This window comes from Streptomyces sp. NPDC028289, from assembly GCF_055565975.1.
The window spans coordinates 601,512-619,104 of the sequence record NZ_JBVHTI010000002.1; the positions used below are offsets into that span (position 1 = coordinate 601,512).

Here is a 17,593-nt window from a genome sequence, read left to right on the forward strand (position 1 = left end):
GGGGCGCGGGCGCTGGGGGGGGGGGGGGGGGGGGCGGCGGCGGGGGGGGGGGGGGGCGCGGGGGGGGGGGGGGGGGGGGGGGGGCGGCGCGCCCCCCCCCCCCCCCCCCCCCCCCCCCCCCCAACTGCGATGACGTGGTCCATTGCGAGCACACGGCGCGTCGGACCCAGCGGCTCGCTCTTCAGCCAGCCAGCCAGCCGCAGCGAGTGAGCGTGGCCAGACCGTGCCGTCTGCACGTCAGGCGTGCCGGACCGTGGGTCAGTCGCGTGCCGAGGTGATCTCGCTGGCGACTACGGACGGCCAGCGGGTCAGGATTCTCAGGACGCGCGCGTGCAGGTCGCCGATGTAGTCGCGGGCACGCACGGCGGCGGCATCGCTGTCGCGGCGTTCGACGAACCCGACCCAGTCCGCGTCGATCGAGGGACCGGTCATCGAGGTGTCGGACCCGGCGATGATGAGCGCCAGGACTCGGGTGATGTCGTTCTGCAGCCGGTCGTGGACCCTGATCAGGTAGTCGTTGTCGGTCGCCGCGGCAAGGCAGGCGAAGCCCGCGGCGACCGCCTCGACCCGCCGCATGGGCTGCTCGTCGGCCTCGTCGCTGCCCGGTATCGCCATGGAGAGCGCGGCGACGATCTGCCGACGCTGTTCGGCGGTGGCGTCCTGCACGCCGAGCCGGACGGTCTCGGGTCCCACGATCCGCCAGAGCGTGAACAGATCGTCGACGGACTTCAGGGTGAGAGGGGTCACCTGGTAGCCCTTGCGGGGCGACGTCCGGACGAGGCCCTCGTGGCTGAGGCGGGTGAGCGCGTCGCGGATCGGCGAGATGCCGAAGCCGGTGGTCTCGGCGAGCGAGCGTTCGGTGAGGCGCCGGCCTGGGGCGATCCGGCAGGACACGATGTCGGCCCGTAGCTGTCGGTAGGCGGCGTCGCCGAGGGACAGTGGTTCGGACGAGGGCACTGACACGTTGCTCGCTCCCGCGGTCGAGGAACTCGGTGATATACCAGCGAGCCGATGATAGCGCTCACTGGCGAACACCAAGCGGTCCCATGCCTCATCCGGCGACGCGGTGTGACATGGCGTCAGTGCCGCAGCGGAAGTACCACGCCGTCGCCGCTTGTCCGGTCGGTCAGCAAGCGCACAGCCGACGCGCGGGTCGCCGCGGCTACATGGCGGGTCAGTCGCGTGGCGGCGACCGCGTCGCGACGGTCGATAACCGAGTGCCATGTCACGCCTGCGGCCTGGAGTGTGTCGACGCAGTCGGCCGAGCTGAGGATCAAGGTCAGGACACGCCACATCTCGCAGGAGAGCGACCGGTAGACCTCGATGAGCCGGTCGTTGCGGGAGGCGCTCGCGATCAGGTCGAAGGTCTGTTCGGTGATGTCGATGAACCGGACGACCCGATCCTGGTCCAGTGGGCCGGTGAGCACCGCGTTCCCGTCGACCATCAGTTGTCGCAGCCGGGCGGCCTGCGCCGAGTCGGCCCGGCTGGTGCCCAGCGCGGCCATCTCCGGGCCGAGCAGAGCCCAGACGGCGAACAGATCGTCGACCGACTTCAGGGTGAGTGGGGTGATCCGGTACGTGTGGGGCGAGACGACCTGGACCAGGCCGTCCCCCACGAGGCGGGTCAACGCGTCGCGGACCGGGGGCAGCCCCAGTCCGAATTCGACGGCGCTGGCGCGCTCGGTCAGCGGCTGGCCGGGTACCAGCTCGCAGGTCATGATCCGGGTCCGCAGCGAGCGGTACACGGACTCGGACGACCGAGCGCCCGTCGCCAACACACGTCTGTCCACCATGGTCCCGCCTTTCGGCCGAACGCCACGCCGGTGCGCAGTGCCACACCGGCGTGGCCAATCGATCGTGATGCTACGACGGCATCTCTGAAGTGTCATAGCGCGAGTCAAGAACATTTATTTGAACCGGCGGAGCTCGCGGCGTGCGAGGGACATCTTGTGGACTTCGTCCGGTCCGTCGGCGATACGCAGCATGCGGGCCTGGGCGTACAACTCGGCCAGGGGAAAGTCCTGGCTCACGCCACCGCCGCCGTGGGCCTGGATCGCACGGTCGATGACCCATGTGGCCATTCGCGGTGCGGCCACCTTGATACCCGAGATCTCGATCGCCGCGCCGCGGTTGCCGACGGTGTCCATCAGCCATGCGGTCTTCAGTACCAGCAGACGGGTCGTCTCGATGCGGATGCGCGCTTCCGCCACCCAGTCCTGGAAGACGCCCTGCTCGGCGAGCGGCTTACCGAAGGGGGTGCGCTCGTGGGCTCGGGCGCACATCAGGTCGAAGGCACGTTCGGCCATGCCGACGAGGCGCATGGCGTGGTGGATCCGGCCGGGACCGAGGCGTGCCTGGGCGATGGCGAAGCCGCCGTGCAACTCACCCAGGAGGTTCTCCCGGGGGACCCGGACGTCGTCGTACAGGATCTCGGCATGACCGCCGTGGCCGCTGTCGGAGTATCCGAACACACTGGTCGATCGCAGGACGTTCACCCCGGGGGTGTCGAGCGGGACCACGACCATGCTGTGGGTGCGGTGGTGTTCTCCGCCCGGATTCGAGCGGCCCATCACGATGGCCACCTTGCAGGCGGGGCTCATCGCGCCGCTGGACCACCATTTGCGGCCGTTGATCCGGAAGCCGTCCGCGTCCTCGGTGATCAGGGTGTCGATGTTGTTCGCGTCGGAGCTGGCGACCAGGGGCTCGGTCATCGAGTAGACGGAGCGGATCTCACCGTCGAGCAGGGGGTTGAGCCACCGCTTCTGAACCGACGGCGTGGCGAAGTGCGCGAGGATCTCCATGTTGCCCGTGTCGGGCGCCGAGCAGTTCAGCGCTTCCGCCATGATCCACGGGCTTCGACCGGTTATCTCGGCGACATGGGCGTATTCGAGGTTGGTCAGGCCTGCGCCCCGCTCTCCGGGGAGGAAGAGGTTCCACAGGCCACGGTCCCGGGCGGCCTTCTTGAGCTCCGCCATGACCGGCGGGGTGTCCCACGGCCCGATCTCGGTCTTCTGCTGCGCATAGACCGGTTCCGCGGGGATGACGAACTCGTCCAGGAACTCGGTGGCTCGTTGCTTGAGATCCCGGATCTTCTCGGTCTCCGTGAAATCCATGGCTGTTCCGTCTGTCCTCTCTGTCGCGCGCTCGGCGGCCGGCGCCTGCCTGCGGCGGGTTGACGCGAAGTTGTCATACGGCTCTTCGGGCCCGGGACCGACAGTGAGGCGATTCGTCAGCGGTGTCCGGGGGGATGACGGCGCCGACACAGAAGACACCCTCCTCGACCTCTTCATCGCTCTGTCCTCGTCACTGGGCATGTGGCTGGGCGCCTGTCCCCGCGACGGCCCCACATCAGCCGGGCAGCGCACCGCGAACTCCCTTCCCTAGACGGGCCCTTGGAGACGGTGCGGAGTCCCCGTCGCGCGCCGGACGAGTTCGGCTCCGTAGTCATTGCCGTTCGGTGTTCGGACGAGGGTGTGGGTGTGGAACTTCTCAGGCTCCGTGTTCGCGAGGAACACGCCCGCGTGATGGTCGAACTCGACGAGGACGACCGGGCTCTGTACGCGGTAGTAGAACGCGTCCTCGTCACCGCGCCCGCCGATCCAGCAGAAGTAGGTCTCGTCGAGATGGCGGCGGACGTCCGCCATCCGTGCCTTCCTGGGCCCGTCGGGCTGGTAGTCGAGGAAAAGGGCCACGAGATCGATGAGCGCATCTCGCTGGGCCGGGTGGAGCTCTGCGCCGGAGACCCCTTCGTAGGGGATGACCCGGTTGTCCTGGAACGCTCCGGCCAGGTGGAGTTCGTCGGCGGGGTGCAGCCGCCCTGGGGGCAGGTCCGGGTCCCGCTTCCGGTGGAACAGCACTGCCCGCTCGGCCTGGCCGGGCGTCAGGTCCCTGACGAAAGCGAGCCCTGCCCGTTCCTGTTCATCGAAGAGTGACAGTCCTTCGTGCTCACCGCGGTCGACATGGTTCGGCTCCGACCCGAAGAACACCGGCGTGAGCACTTGCCTGCCGCCGATCAGCAGGCAGTTGACGGCCAGGTGGTGTCCCCAGAGGTTCCAGCCCCACGGCTCGGTCACGGACGGGGTGCCGAAGATGTTGATGTTGTAGCTGTGCTCGTTGAGGATCCGGGGCAGATCGACGAGCTCGCCCAGGAACCCGTTGACCCTCATGATGTCCCGGACCTTCCGGTAACCCGCGGGGCTCAGGCACGCCGCGACGAGCCGGAACACCTGATCGCGCATCTTCTCGTCGACCTCCTCCAGTCGGATCCCGAAGGGGTTGAGGCAGAACTCGGGGTTCAGCCAGGCCCTCCACACCCGGCTATGGAGGGGACGTAGGGCGCGGGTCCGTTCGCCGGCGCTGAGCATGCCGAGGAGTCCGACGGCGGCGTCGACCGCCGCATCGTTGTCCGCGCCCTCGTCGGGTTCGGTGCTGAAGAGGTCCGGCACGGTCCGGCCGTCCGTGGTGATCCCACGGAATTCCGTGTTCTCGAACAGCGCCGTCCATGCCGAGACGACTTCGTCGGCCACCGGGTTCTGCCTCACGGCGTCGAGGTAGGTGTACGCATCGCACGATCGGAACGCGCTCAGTCGTGGATGGTCGAGAGGGAAGAGGTGGTCGCGGAAGTCGCTGGACATGTCGCCTCCGGGAGGGGGGTGCGAGACAGCGCCGGCTCGCGCCCAGGAGTATCCGGCCCACCCGCTTGACGCTCCCGGAACGCCGGGCCCAACTGTGCCACAGGTCCTTTTCGTGGTCCACTGGTCCACTCAATGGACCGAAGAGGAAATAAAAGGCGCCATGACAGCGACAACGGAGTCCGCCGGGCCCGGCCCGGCCTTCCTGCGAGGCGTACGCGTCCTGGATGTGACCGGGGCCATGGCCGCGGCCCCGCTGCACGATCATGCTGTCCGGGCCTCGGCGCGGACGTCCTCAAGGGCGAACCGGTCAGGGGTGACGGCATGCGCGCCCGGCGGATGGGCCCGGAGTGCGGGTCGATCCCCTTCGACCTGGCCCACTCCGACAAGCAGAGCCTCGTGGTCGACACCGAGTCACGCGCCGTCGCGCGACTCCGGTGGCAGGAGGTCGCCGACGCCGTCGTCACGACCGTCGCGGCGCAACGGCAAGCTCATCAACGTCCGTGAAGCGCAGCCTCATCGGTCAGGCGGCCAGCCTGTTCCGTGCGGGGAAGATGACTACTCCTGCCGGGAGAAGGCGGCAGGAACGGCGCCGTCCATGTCGAGCGGCTCCCCGAGAGGGGATTTCGGTGGTGTCCCCGCCCGCGATCGTGTTGCGGGGAATCCCGAGGTGCTCGACCTCGACCTGCGCCACATCGCCGGGCCGTAGCGGCCAGGGAGGCTGGTGGGCCTAGGGCCTGTCTGACAATTCCCGTCGTCGCCCGGAGGGCGGCCTCGCGGCGTCAGGTGCATGCTCTCGGTGTGCCGGGCCCTGATCCACGTACTGGACGTACTTGGGTCAGGGCCCGGCGCGGCGAGAGTGCGTGCATGGCGTCGCGAGGCAGGCGGGAGTTGTCAGACAGGCCCTAGTCAGGAAGGTGTCGGTGCCGAGCAGGTCACCGGGGTGCGGTGTGAGGGTGCGTGAGATGTGGGCCGGCGAGTCGCCCACGCGATGGATCATCTGGCTGCTGGAGCTGTCCTGGACGGTCCTGCTGACCCGCGCACAGCCCGTCCCGCGGGTCACCCACCTCGTCGACCGGCGCCACGGGCGCGCGGTGGGCCGGAGTGGTCAGAACTGGTACGGCCCGAATCGTCCCCACGCGACCACGGCCAGCATGGCTATGAAGTGAAGGTTCACGGCGGCCTTCGCGGTTTCGGAGCGACGGAGGTGGACGACGGACCCACCCCCGGCCAGCACGATACCGCCGAGAGCCGCCAAGGGGGTCAGGACCGGCGCGATGTCGGTGGCACCCGGGAGGACCAGGCCGAGGCCCACCAGCGCATCGAGTAGCCCGATGAGCTTCACGGAGGTGTCCGAGTACTCTTCGACCCAGCCGAAGGCGGTCTTGGCGAGTTCTTCTCTGTCTCGCAGGATCTTCATGCCTCCGAACAGCACGAAGGAGGCGGCCAGATAGGACTGGAAAACCCACAGCAGCACGTTCACGAGTACCCCAGGGGGACGGGAATGCCGATGCGCCGACAGGAGCCGCCCGGCACAGGACAACCAGCAGTGCGGCGACTTATTCAAAATTGGACAACCGCACACTAGCACTTGATTTGCATTTCAAACACTGCTGCGGCGACAGTGATCCAGGTCGTCGCTCAGCCGCGGACGGCTCCACGAACCGCTCCGCCAGTTCGACGTGGGAGCGGAACTCGGTGGCCGCTGTGACGCCAACCTCCCGGTGCGGGCGGAGGTGTTCAAGCGGAGGTACGCAGAACTCGCGCGAAGACTCGACCAGCTCTGAACCGCAACGTCTGCGCTCCACCAGCGACTGGCCGACCGGTCACGACCGGAACCCTCTGGTCGTCCACCGCGCCCAGAGCGGCACCGGCTGTGGTCGGCGGACGGCACCTGGGGTCGCGCTGTCGAGGCAGGGGAGAGTTTGTACGCTCCCGGTGGCCTGCGACCGCAATCACCATCAGCAATCGAGCAGGGAGGCATTGTGCGGCACAGTGGGGCACTGAGGGAACGAGCAGTGAACGGATTCAACGGCCTGGTCGTGCGACTCCGCTCGTCGGACCGGTGGGGGAGGTGGGTCCGGCGCCATCTCACCGTCGTGACGTACACGGGGCGGCGGTCGGGGCGAACGTTCAGCACTCCGGTGGCCTACAAGCGCAAAGGCGACATCGTCACGATCGTCGTGGCCTTCCCGGACGCCAAGAACTGGTGGCGCAACTTCACGGGAGACGGTGGCCCGATATCGCTCGAGCTGGACGGGGCGGATCGAGAAGGACATGCCGTCGCCCAGCGAGGCGACAAGGGCCGCGTCCTCGTCACCGTACGGCTGGACGACGCACCGCGGTCGTGAACGGCCGCCGATGTCGCTGTGAAAACGTCGTGTCCGAAGGCGAGTTGGTGGCCGTCCAGACCCAGACGGCCATGGCAGGGCAGCGTGTTCGGCGGGCATGACGCTGTCGGCTCGGGTGCACAGCGGTACGCACGTCCACTCGCCGACAGCGCGGGCGAGTCACAGGTCCGGCGGTTTTGATGCGCGAACACGCCTGTCAGCGGGCGACGTTCGCGGAGCGGCGTGGGCGACCAGCACGACCACGTCGCCGACGCTCAGTCCATGCGAATGATTCCCCGGCCCAGTGCGGCGGTGACCGCGGTGGTCCGGTCGCCGACGTCGAGCTTCGCGTAGATGTGCAGCAGATGGGTCTTGACCGTGGCCTCGGACAGGCGCAGGGTGCGGGCGATCTGCTTGTTGCTCTGCCCCTGGGCCACGGCGGACAGGACTTCGAGTTCCCTGCCGGACAGGCCCGCCCCCCGGTCGCCGCGCATATGGGCCAGGACCTTGGCGGCCACCGTGGGCGACAGTGCCGCACCTCCCCGGGCGGCGGTTCGGACGGCCTCGCAGAGCTCGTGTCGTCCGGTGTCCTTGAGCAGGTAGCCGACCGCGCCGGCGTCGACGGCGGCGGTGATGTCGGCGTCCGTGTCATAGGTGGTCAGGACGAGTACCCGCACCTCGGGGTGGGCGGCACGGATGGCGGCGGTCGCGGCGGTGCCGTCCATGCCGGGCATCTGCAGGTCCATCAGCACGACGTCGGGTGCGAGTGCGGCGGTCTGGCGCAGTGCCTCGGCACCGGTGGAGGCTTCGCCGACAACCGTGAGGTCGGGCTGGGTGGAGAGCATGGCGGCAAGCCCGTCCCGGACCACGGGGTGGTCGTCGGCGAGGAGGACCCGGATCGTGGGACCGGTCGAAGGCTTCATGACGCCGGGGCCATACGTTCGGTGCTCGACACGGTGGCGGAGGGTTCCAAGGCCGAGGACCCGACCGGCAGTGGCACCGTGACGGCGACGGTCGTACCCTCGCCCGGGGCGCTTTCCACCGCGAAGGTGCCGCCCAGGGCGGTGATGCGCTCGCGCATGGTGATCAGCCCGATGCCGGTGTGCCGGGCAGCGGGTGCGAAACCGGAGCCGTCGTCCTGGACGTCGATGGCCAGGACATCGCCGAGGTAGGAGAGCGTGACCGACACGCTCACCGGGCGGGCGTGGCGCCGGGCATTGGTCAGTCCCTCCTGCACGACGCGCAGCAACTCGCCCTCGGCAGCGGGAGGCAGGGCGACCGGCCGACCGGTCACGACCGTGTAGGCCTCGATGCCGGTCTCCTCCGCCGACCGGGCGGTGAGCTCGCGGACCGCGTCCGCCAGGTGCGTGCGGTCCAGCGGCGCCGGGCGCAGGGCCTGCACGAGGCGGCGGCTCTCGACGAGGTTGTCCCGAGCCGTCCGCATGGCCTGCTCGACGCGGCGGGCCGCGGGGGAGGCGGGCGGCAGATCGTCACGTACGGCGTCCAGCAGCATGGCGATGGACGCGAACCCCTGGGTCAGCGTGTCGTGGACCTCCCGGGCCAGGCGCTGGCGTTCGGCCAGGGTGCCCGCCTGGCGCTCCGCCGCCGCTCGTTCGGCCTGGGTGGCGGTGAGTTCGTCCAGGAGTCGCTGCCGCTTGTGACTCTCGTGGTCGAGGGTGGCGACGTAGCAGGTGATGGTGACCGCCACCGCGGTGCCGAGCACACAGCCCGTGAGCTCCCGCACGTCGACGGAGCCGTGCGTGGCGAAGCTCTGCAACGACCAGGCGGCGCCCAGCACCAGTACACCGCCGGCCGACCACCAGGGTCGCCGCAGCCAGTACGGGCTCAGCACTGCCACAGCGACCGGGAGGAACGCGGAGTCCACCACGGCCATGACCGCCCACCCTGCCAAGGCTCCGACAAGGTAGGGCAGCGGCGGACGGTCGGCGCCGCCGCGCAGCGCGATCCAGTACACGTACCACAGGGCGAGCCCCAGCGCCGGGCCGATCCGCGCCAGAGCCGTGCCCGTCGTCATGTCCGCCCCGGCCAGCGCCCCCGGCATGGACAGGGCGAGCACGGTGGCGAAGAAGGCGTGCTGCCCCATGACCTTCCACCGTTCCCACTCCCACGCCTGCTGCGGTGCCATGGCCCTCAGAGTAGGCGCAGCCGCGTAACGGCAGAATCAGCCGGCCAGTGGGGGCGGGTCCACCGATCGGTGGACGAAGGGCGCGTCGATCGGTCGATGCGTGGGAGGGGCGCCGGCGGCGACGATCGGCCCACGGCCGACGGCCTGCCGCTCCACCGGCCACTTGTGAGGAACCGCCAGTGCCACCGGCCTTCAAGCCCCGCCCGCCCATCGCCGAGGTCCACCAGGGTCCGTCGCCGCCGCGCGGCTGTCCGGGCGGGCTCGCCCTGGTCGTGTGGGCGAATCGCCGTGTCCGGCGAGACCGGGGCAGGCCGGGAGTTCGCGCCGTGCGGCGTAGCCCCAGGAACGACCATGATCCCTCTCACGATCCGGAGTTGCCATGTCTTCTGTCTCTGAGACCCTTCCCGCACGTCGGGGTCCGCTCGTGGTGGCGGGAGGTGTGTTCGGCGCCATCCTGCTGGCCTCGCTGGCGAACGCGTTGATCGCCGTGCTGGCGCACGCGCTGGGTGCACCTGATGACTTCCGCCCGTTGAAGCCTTCGTCGTACGTCTTTCTGACCGCGCTGGGGGTGCTGGGAGGATCCGCCGGATGGGCCCTCGTCCGCAGGTTCTCCCGCGATCCCGTACGGCTGCTGCGCCGACTCGTCCCGTCCGTCGTCGTGCTGTCGTTCGTTCCGGACTTCTTCGAGTTCTCCGATGGTAAGGCGACCGGTGTGGTGGCGCTGCTCCTGATGCATGTCGCGGTCGCGGTGATCGCGGTGTCGGTGTACCGCAGGGTCATGCCACTGAGCTCGGAGCGGTGATCACGCGCCGGCCCGGCCACGTTCGCCCCGCTGGTCGGGCCGCGCGGTCACTCGGTCCAGGCCCTCTCCACCCGATGTCCTCCGAACTCCCCTCCCTCGTCGCCCGGTTGTCCCTCTCCCGCCTGGAGCCCGCCTTGCCCGCCCTGCTGGATCCCGTCCTGGACCTGCTGATGCTGCGCGGAACCGTCACGGCCACCGAACCGATCGCCGCCCGTATGCGCCGGCTCCGCATCGAGGGCGACGCGCTCGCCGGGCAGACGGTGCGGCCCGGACAGCAGGTACGGGTGCTGGTGGGCAACGGGCTGACCCGGCGCACGTATTCGGTCTGGCGCTACGAACCCGCCGGTGCCGTCGAGTTGTGCGTGCTGGACCATCCGGGCGCGGGGCCCGGCGCCCGGTGGGGGCGGACCGCCGCGGTGGGGGACCCGGTTCGGCTGAGCAGGCCGGAGGGATCCTTCGTGCTGCGCCCGGACGCCACGCACCATTTTCTTCGTCGGGGACGAGACCGCGGCCATCGCCTTCGGGGCGATGCTGGCCTCGCTGCCCGAGGGCTCGCGGGTCTCGGGCTGCGTGGAGACGGCGACCGAGGCGGACCGGCTCCCACTGGCCCACGGCGACCGCCTCGACTGGCTGGTCAGAGGCGACACACCACTGCCGGCCTCGGTACGACGGCTCGCTCCGCCGCCCGGCGGCGTCGCGTATGTCGCCGGGCGGCGCGGACCGTGCAAGCGGTGAAGCAGGTGCTCGTGCGGGAGGCGGGCTGGAACCGGCGCTCGGTCCTCACCAAGCCGTTCTGGGCGCCGGGCAGGCGCGGGCTGGAGTGACGACTGGGCCCTGCGCGAGCCTCAAGGTCCACGGACACGAGGCGCTGTCCGGGCAGACGGACCGCACCGCGGTCGTGACCGACTCGCGGACCAAGTCGGACCTGGCGGGGCCCCCTTCCCGCGCGCGGGATGGACGGAGGCCGGTACGGAGGTGCCGCTGTGGGTGGTACCGCGGTACCACCGCGTCCGTGTCATTGCTCCCCTGGGTACCAGGATTCGCCGTTGCCGGGCTCCTAGCGTTTGTGGTGAACGAGGCCCCCACCGGGGCCAGTAGCCAAATGCGAGGTAGTGACCATGATCGAGGCACGGCAACTGACGAAGCGGTACGGCGAGAAGACGGCGGTCGACGGTCTGGACTTCGTCGTCAGGCCCGGTACCGTCACCGGGTTCCTCGGCCCGAACGGGGCCGGCAAGTCCACCACCATGCGCATGATCGTCGGCCTGGACGCACCGTCCGGCGGCAGTGTGACGGTCAACGGCAAGCGCTATGACCGTCATTCCGCGCCGTTGCAGGAGATCGGCGCGCTCTTGGAGGCCAGGTCGATCCACCCGGGTCGGTCCGCGTTCGACCACTTGATGGTGCAGGCCCATACCCACGGCATTCCGCGCCGCCGGGTGGAGGAGGTCATCGAGCTGACCGGACTGCAGGCCGTGGCCAAGAAGCGCGCCGGCGCCTTCTCCCTCGGCATGGGCCAGCGGCTGGGCATCGCCGCGGCGCTGCTGGGCGATCCGGCCACCGTCATGCTCGACGAACCGGTCAACGGGCTGGACCCCGACGGCGTGCTGTGGATCCGCAACCTGCTCACCCAGCTCGCCGCAGAGGGCCGTACCGTCTTCGTCTCCTCCCACCTCATGAGCGAGATGGCACTGGTCGCCGATCACCTGATCATCGTCGGCCGCGGACGTCTGCTGGCCGACACCACCGTGCAGGAGCTGGTGCGCCGGAACGGCGGCGACGCCGTGACCGTGGCCTGTGACCAGCCCGCCCGCCTTCGGGAGGTCCTGTCCGGACCGGGTGTCGAGATCACCGGCGAGGTCGGCTCCGAGCAGCTGCACGTGGTCGGCCTGTCCGCGCGTGCCATCGGCCTCAGGGCCGCCGAGCACCACATCGCCCTGTTCGAGCTCAGCTCCCGGACCGTCTCCCTGGAGCAGGCGTTCATGGAACTGACCCACGACGCCGTCGAGTACCACGGCGCCTCCGCGATCGACACCCCTGGGAGGGCGGCATGACCACGATGACCGAAACCCGCACCGCGCCCGCGTCGGCGCCCGAGGCCGCCCGGCCGGCACGCCCCCGGTACAAGGTCACCGGGCTGCGGGTGCTGCGCTCGGAGTGGGCCAAACTGTGGACCCTGCGTTCCACCTGGATCACCCTGGCCCTGGGCCTGGCGTTCCTGATCGCCTTCGGTGTCATCTCCGCCTGGCAGTACCACACCGGCGGCAACGGCCCGGACCTCAAGGACTCCACCGCACTCAGCCTCTCCCTGTTCGGTGTCTTCCTCGCGCAGATGGCCTTCGGCATCCTGGGCGTGCTGGTCACCGCTGGCGAGTATTCCACCGGCATGATCCGCTCCACGCTCGCCGCCGTCCCACGCCGGCTGCCGGTGCTGTGGTCGAAGGCTGCGGTGTTCGGCCTGGTCACGTTCGCCATCGCCACCATCGGCGCCTTCGTCACCTTCCCGATCGCCAACCACCTGGTGTCCGGCACCGCGGCCGCACTCTCCCTGTCCGGCGCCGGCGTCGTGCGTAGCCTGCTGGGCGCCGGCCTGTACCTCGGCCTGGTCGCCGTGATCGGCACCGCACTGGGCGCGCTGCTGCGCTCCGTCGCGGGCGGCATCTCCGTTCTGGTCGGCGCGCTGGTGCTGGTGCCCGGCCTGACCTCGCTGCTGCCCCACTCCTGGCAGGACGACGTCAGCAAGTACCTGCCCAGCAACGCGGGTGAGTCGATGTACTCGCTGACCCACGACGCGGCGAGTCTCTCGCCCACGGCCGGACTCCTGGTCCTGCTCGGCTGGACCGCGCTCGCACTGGCAGGCGCCGCGTACCGTCTGGCGCGCACGGATGCGTGACGCGGCCCTTCCGCTCGGGCGGTGCGGTACCGACCTGGTCGGTCACCGTTCCGCCCGGCCGTAGTGAGCCACGATGGACAGGGGACACCCATGAGCACCTACGACGCCACTCCGCCCCACCCGTCACCGGCGGGAATCGAGGCCATGTGGGACCACCCGCTGGTCAGGCGGGTGTCCTGTGTCGGGCAGCGCCTCAGGCAGATCGACCGGAGCCATCCGTGGCTGCTGGACGCCGGCCTGGTGGTCGTCCTGATTCCCTTGCTGTGCGTGCCCGACGTGATGTCCCAGGACCGCCCGCTGGAATTCGACGTCTCCTTCACCCGCCTGCCCTGGCCGGGGACGATCGCGCTGCAGGCGGGCCTGCTGCTGCCCCTGCTGTGGCGGCGCAGAAGGCCGGCCCCGACTTTCACCGTGATCGCCGCGGTGTTTCTCATCCAGTGCGCTCTGGGGGTCTGGCTACGCGCCGGCATGGCCGTGCTGATCGCCCTCTACCACCTCGCGTTGCGCGGACGGCCGCGCCATCTGCCCGTGGCCTGCGGCGTGTTGGCGGTTGCCCTGGGGCTGGTCGCCCTGCGCCTGCCGGGCGACGTGTCGATCGTGGACGGGCTGTTCTTCCTGTTCACGACCGTCGTCGCCGCGGTCGCGCTGGGTCTCGTCGTACGCGTGCGGCGGGCCCAGCTGGCGGCCCTGCACGACCGCGCGGCCCGCCTGGAGATCGAACGCGACCAGCGCAGCCAACTGGCCGCCGCTGCCGAGCGCACCCGGGTCGCCCGCGAGATGCACGACATCGTCGGCCACAACCTCTCCGTCATCATCACCCTCGCGGACGGCGGCGCACGGGCGGCCGACATCACCCCCGAACGCGGCAAGCAGGCTCTGCTCATGATCGGTGACACCGGGCGCCAGGCGTTGGGCGAACTGCGCCGCACGCTCGGCGTCCTGCGCGACCAGCGAGCCGCCTCCGACTCCGCCCATCTCAGCCCGCAGCCGCGCATCGTGGACATCAACGCCCTGTGCGCCCGCATCCGCGCCGCCGGTCCGCAGGTGGTCTACCGCACCGGCGGCGAGTTGGACAGCCTTGACCGTGGTGTCCAGCTGACCGTCTACCGTATCGTCCAGGAAGCGCTCACCAACACCCTCAAACACGCAGGTCGCGACACACGGATCGAACTGACGGTGACCGCCCGGGACATGGAACTGCGCATCGACGTCCAGGACACCGGCCCGGTTCAGGGAGCAGCCCGGCCGGAACAACCCCGTGACCAAGGACAAGGTCTCACCGGTATGAGAGAACGTGCCGCCCTGTACAACGGGACCGTCACCGCGGGACCGGCTCCCGGGGGAGGCTGGGCGGTGCGAGCCGCCCTCGACCTCACCCCGATCACCGGCTTCCCCCGTCTTTCCCACGCGGGCGGCGCGGAGTGACCACCGTGCTCATCGTGGACGACCAGTCGCTGCAGCGCTTCGGCTTCCGGATGCTCCTGGAGAGTTCCTCGGGCACCGAGGTCGTCGGTGAGGCCGAACACGGCGGCGAGGCCGTCCGCATGGCAGCCGAACTCCGCCCTGACGTGATCCTCATGGATGTCCGGATGCCCGGGATGGACGGCATCGAGGCCACCCGGCGCATCATCGCCTCCGGCGGCCGCTCCCGAGTCCTCGTCCTGACCACCTTCGACCTGGACGAGTACGCGCACGCGGCCCTACGCGCCGGAGCCAGCGGCTTCCTCCTCAAGGACGCCCACCCCGATGAACTCCTGGCCGGGATCCGCGCGGTCGCGGGTGGCGACGCCGTCATCGCCCCGGCACTCACCCGCCGACTGCTGGACGCCTACGCCCACCACCTCCCCGGGGCGTCGCCCAGCACCAGGCCCGACGACGACTCCAGGGTCCGCTCACTGACCGAACGCGAGCGCGAGATCTTCGTCGCCATCGGTCAGGGCTGGACCAACGGCGAGATCGCCGAACGTCTGGTGCTCTCGGAGTCCACCGTGAAGACGTACGTCGGCCGTGTCCTGGCGAAACTGGGAGCCCGCGACCGCGTCCAGGCCGTCATCCTCGCCTACGACCTGGGCCTCGCCCGCCCGAGCACACCCGAATGAGGCGCGAGGGACCTGTGGCGCCGGCCGAACGGTCAGTGGCGAACGGGCGCCGGCCGAGGGCGGCTTCACACCGCCCGGGCGGCAGACCATCACCCGGAGGTGCCGAACGAGGGGCAAGGGACCCAGCCCGCCTCACTACCGGCGGTTTGTGTCCCCTGGAGACAGCAGGCCGTCCACCACCAGTGAGGCCAAGACCTCCGCCCTGGCGAGACCGTCCGTCTGTGACAGGTGCTCGGGGTGGCCCAGGCGTCGGGCGAGGGGCTTCTGTACCAGTCCTGACACGGGGGCGATGATGGCGGAGAACAGGAGGTCCTTCGGCACCCGTGCCATGCGCCCGGATGCCATCAGCCTCTCGATGCTGGGCGCGACGAGGGCCAGCGTCGGCTCGATGTAGCGCCGGCACAGGTAGTCCAGCCGCTCGGTGTCCCGTACGGACTCGTCCGCGATCAGCAGGGCCAGGTACGGTTCGCCGCTGTGGACGCGGTAGAACTCCGTGACGAACTGGCGTACCACGTCCTCGTCGTCGCTCCCGGGTGGGGCCGGTGCCATCCGCTCCAGTTGAGCCCCTAGCACGGCGTCCACCACCGCGCGCCAGAAGGCAGCCTTGGAGCCGTAGCGGTCGTTGATGAAGGTGTGGCTGACCCCGAGGCGACGTGCGAGCTCCCGTGCCGACGCCCGGTCGTATCCCAGCTCCGCGAACGCCTCCAGGCCCCGCCGCAGGACGTCCTGTTCCTCGGGTACCGCTGGGGAGCCCCCGCTGGGGCGCCCCGGGCGTCGGGTGGTACTCGTCTTGCCTCCCAAGTGGCCTCCTCGGCCCCACAGTACGGGCGCGCGCCCGCCGGTCGGCCCAGCGTAACCGCCCGGGCAGGCGCATCCGAGCGCTGCGCCTGGTGAGCGTCGCTGCTGCGAACCTGACGCGGACGTCACTGCGTTTCCCAGTTGACACAGGCCGGACTGGGCGTAATCTGACAGGTGTCGGATATTCCGGCGGACGGCCCCCGCGCACTGCGAATCGGGGCCCGCCCGGCCATCGAGCGGGCGACGCCGACGCGCCCATCTCTCGTGTCGTCACAAAGATCGCCGCCCCATAACTGCATCCAGGGATAGTACGAAACAGTTTCGTTTACCTACTGGTCGCCTGCATCCCGCAGGACATCAAGGAGTCATCATGCGCAAGACCACCGTCGGGGCGACCGCCGTCGCCGCTGCGATCGTCGCTTCGCTCACTCTCGCCGCGGGAGGATCGGCCACCGCGACCACCGCCGGCCCGGCCGCCGCCCACAGCACCACCTCCGGGAAGGGGCTGAGGCAGACCGGTCTTCCGGTCGCCGTCGACCCCGCCGCGGATCTCACCCCCACCCCGGACCGTCAGAACGAGTCCTGGTACGTGACCGCGCACGTGACCGCCGGGGGCCACCACTACGGACTCCTGGCCCACTACCTGAACGTCGGTGACGCCAAGCAGGGGCGTGCCATCTCGGCGGTGTCGATCACCGACGAGGACACCGGCTGGTACACCAAGTCGAACGTCGCTCTGCCTGCCTGGACGGGCCTGTCCGGCAAGAAGGGCGTCGACATCCACACCGACAACATCACGTGGACCGGTGACACCAAGGAGCAGAAGCTGCACGCCAAGGTCCCCGAGGGGACCATCGACGTCACGCTCAAGCCCCAGGGCAACGTCCTCTACAACGCGGGGACGGGATACTTCCCGATGTTCGGCGACACGAAGTACCCGAACTACGAGTACGCCTTCCCCAGCGTGGACACCTCCGGGACGCTGACGCTCAACGGCCGCACCGAGAAGGTCCGGGGAGAGTCCTGGCTGGACCGCCAGTGGGGCCCCCTTCCCGACTTCTCCGCGGTCAAGGCCTCGTGGACCTGGATGAACATCAACCTGTCCAACGGTGACAAGGTCAGCCTCTGGCAGACGAAGGGCGACAAGGAGAACACCTGGGCGACCGTCCTGAAGCCCGACGGCTCCGAGACCGTCGCCGAGGCGATCGTCACGCCCGACGAGTCCACCCTGTGGACCAGCCCGGACTCCGGCAAGAAGTACCCCACGCGCTGGAAGGTCGCGATCCCGGGTGAGCACGCCAAGCTGAACATCAAGGTCTACGCCAAGAACCAGGAACTGGTGACGGGCCGCCTGGAAGGCAGCGCCGCCGTCACCGGCGCCTACGGACACCGCCCGGTCGCCGGTTCCACCTACATCGAGGTCACCGGCCGCTGAACGGCGACGGGGCGAGCCCTCCTGCCTGCCCCGCAGCCAACTCCCGGCACCACGGCGAAGACCACGGCCACGCGGGCGCTCCACCAGCGCCCGCGTGGCCGTGAGCGCATCGCCGTCCCTCGTCGCCCTGAGTCCCACCTGGTCGGGCACTGGGCGGCCGGCATCCCGCCGACCAGGGGGAAGTGAGGCGATCGATCTTCGGCTGTGCGCGAGCCCTCATCGGTCGGCTCGTCGGCCGGCTCCGGCGCCCCCTTCGCTTCTTGACCGCCTGCGGAATGGAACATAGCTTTATTTCGGACCGCATTTCGGTTCGATGGTCCGAATGACGGACCGTCTCTCCTTCCGGGTTGGCGGCGCTCGAACAGGAGCGAGTGCCTCCCGTCAACGAGCGAGGACTGCGTCAGTGGACGTCGATCGTCATTCCGAAGCGGTGCCGCCGCATTCGGCGGCGGCTCACAT

The 17,593-nt window shown here is 69.8% G+C and carries 16 protein-coding genes and 1 pseudogene; 9 read left to right on the plus strand and 8 right to left on the minus strand.

Going from position 1 to position 17,593, the window contains the following annotated elements:
• Positions 1-258: 258 nt before the first annotated feature.
• From ACZ4UV_RS10630 to ACZ4UV_RS10645, 4 genes are all read right to left on the minus strand, one after another.
• Positions 259-963, minus strand: coding sequence for a GntR family transcriptional regulator (locus ACZ4UV_RS10630; RefSeq protein ID WP_467837356.1), 705 nt, complete (start codon positions 961-963; stop codon positions 259-261).
• Between the two features lie 116 nt (positions 964-1,079).
• Positions 1,080-1,793 (minus strand): GntR family transcriptional regulator, encoded by a 714-nt coding sequence (locus ACZ4UV_RS10635; RefSeq protein WP_316769123.1) that lies wholly within the window; start codon positions 1,791-1,793, stop codon positions 1,080-1,082.
• Between the two features lie 114 nt (positions 1,794-1,907).
• Entirely contained in the window at positions 1,908-3,113 is a 1,206-nt protein-coding gene (locus ACZ4UV_RS10640; protein WP_316769122.1) for an acyl-CoA dehydrogenase family protein, read from the minus strand.
• A 267-nt stretch (positions 3,114-3,380) separates the two neighbouring features.
• Positions 3,381-4,634, minus strand: a complete 1,254-nt coding sequence (locus tag ACZ4UV_RS10645; RefSeq protein WP_316769120.1) for a DUF3500 domain-containing protein — start codon at positions 4,632-4,634, stop codon at positions 3,381-3,383.
• A 132-nt stretch (positions 4,635-4,766) separates the two neighbouring features.
• Between ACZ4UV_RS10645 and ACZ4UV_RS10650 the strand changes: the two genes are divergently transcribed.
• Positions 4,767-5,138, plus strand: a complete 372-nt coding sequence (locus tag ACZ4UV_RS10650) for a CoA transferase (protein ID WP_467837359.1) — start codon at positions 4,767-4,769, stop codon at positions 5,136-5,138.
• A 601-nt stretch (positions 5,139-5,739) separates the two neighbouring features.
• Here ACZ4UV_RS10650 and ACZ4UV_RS10655 read toward each other — a convergent pair.
• A complete protein-coding gene (locus tag ACZ4UV_RS10655; RefSeq protein WP_316769116.1) occupies positions 5,740-6,114 on the minus strand; it encodes a DoxX family protein in 375 nt (124 codons plus the stop codon).
• Positions 6,115-6,649: 535 nt separating this feature from the next.
• On the opposite strand from ACZ4UV_RS10655, the gene ACZ4UV_RS10660 reads away from it, so the two are divergent.
• The gene (locus ACZ4UV_RS10660) at positions 6,650-6,982 is read left to right on the plus strand and encodes a nitroreductase/quinone reductase family protein (protein WP_467837361.1); all 333 of its coding nucleotides are present in this window, start codon (positions 6,650-6,652) and stop codon (positions 6,980-6,982) included.
• A 254-nt stretch (positions 6,983-7,236) separates the two neighbouring features.
• Here ACZ4UV_RS10660 and ACZ4UV_RS10665 read toward each other — a convergent pair whose 3' ends face one another.
• Both ACZ4UV_RS10665 and ACZ4UV_RS10670 read right to left on the minus strand, forming a co-directional pair.
• Positions 7,237-7,884: a response regulator transcription factor gene (locus ACZ4UV_RS10665; protein ID WP_316769112.1), complete on the minus strand. Its 648-nt coding sequence runs from the start codon at positions 7,882-7,884 to the stop codon at positions 7,237-7,239.
• Positions 7,881-9,107 carry a sensor histidine kinase gene (locus ACZ4UV_RS10670; protein WP_467837364.1) on the minus strand — a complete coding sequence of 409 codons (1,227 nt, stop codon included), beginning with the start codon at positions 9,105-9,107 and terminating at the stop codon, positions 7,881-7,883. Before ACZ4UV_RS10670 ends, ACZ4UV_RS10665 begins: the two co-directional genes overlap by 4 nt.
• Before the next feature lie 379 nt (positions 9,108-9,486).
• Between ACZ4UV_RS10670 and ACZ4UV_RS10675 the strand changes: the two genes are divergently transcribed.
• The 6 genes and pseudogenes from ACZ4UV_RS10675 to ACZ4UV_RS10700 all read left to right on the plus strand — a co-directional run bounded on the left by ACZ4UV_RS10675 (position 9,487) and on the right by ACZ4UV_RS10700 (position 14,901).
• A complete protein-coding gene (locus ACZ4UV_RS10675; RefSeq protein ID WP_316769108.1) occupies positions 9,487-9,909 on the plus strand; it encodes a DUF6069 family protein in 423 nt (140 codons plus the stop codon).
• Positions 9,910-10,043: 134 nt separating this feature from the next.
• Positions 10,044-10,733, plus strand: a pseudogene (locus ACZ4UV_RS10680) (siderophore-interacting protein).
• Between the two features lie 294 nt (positions 10,734-11,027).
• Positions 11,028-11,963, plus strand: a complete 936-nt coding sequence (locus tag ACZ4UV_RS10685; protein WP_451021706.1) for an ABC transporter ATP-binding protein — start codon at positions 11,028-11,030, stop codon at positions 11,961-11,963.
• Positions 11,960-12,802 carry an ABC transporter permease gene (locus ACZ4UV_RS10690; RefSeq protein WP_316769104.1) on the plus strand — a complete coding sequence of 281 codons (843 nt, stop codon included), beginning with the start codon at positions 11,960-11,962 and terminating at the stop codon, positions 12,800-12,802. Before ACZ4UV_RS10685 ends, ACZ4UV_RS10690 begins: the two co-directional genes overlap by 4 nt.
• Before the next feature lie 90 nt (positions 12,803-12,892).
• Positions 12,893-14,227 carry a sensor histidine kinase gene (locus tag ACZ4UV_RS10695; RefSeq protein WP_316769102.1) on the plus strand — a complete coding sequence of 445 codons (1,335 nt, stop codon included), beginning with the start codon at positions 12,893-12,895 and terminating at the stop codon, positions 14,225-14,227.
• Positions 14,224-14,901 (plus strand): response regulator transcription factor, encoded by a 678-nt coding sequence (locus ACZ4UV_RS10700; RefSeq protein WP_316769100.1) that lies wholly within the window; start codon positions 14,224-14,226, stop codon positions 14,899-14,901. Before ACZ4UV_RS10695 ends, ACZ4UV_RS10700 begins: the two co-directional genes overlap by 4 nt.
• A 135-nt stretch (positions 14,902-15,036) precedes the next feature.
• Here ACZ4UV_RS10700 and ACZ4UV_RS10705 read toward each other — a convergent pair whose 3' ends face one another.
• Positions 15,037-15,702, minus strand: coding sequence for a TetR/AcrR family transcriptional regulator (locus ACZ4UV_RS10705; RefSeq protein WP_451021707.1), 666 nt, complete (start codon positions 15,700-15,702; stop codon positions 15,037-15,039).
• 367 nt (positions 15,703-16,069) lie between these two features.
• Between ACZ4UV_RS10705 and ACZ4UV_RS10710 the strand changes: the two genes are divergently transcribed.
• On the plus strand, positions 16,070-17,134 hold the full coding sequence (locus ACZ4UV_RS10710) for a lipocalin-like domain-containing protein (protein WP_316769096.1): 1,065 nt from the start codon (positions 16,070-16,072) through the stop codon (positions 17,132-17,134).
• Positions 17,135-17,593: the final 459 nt, after the last annotated feature.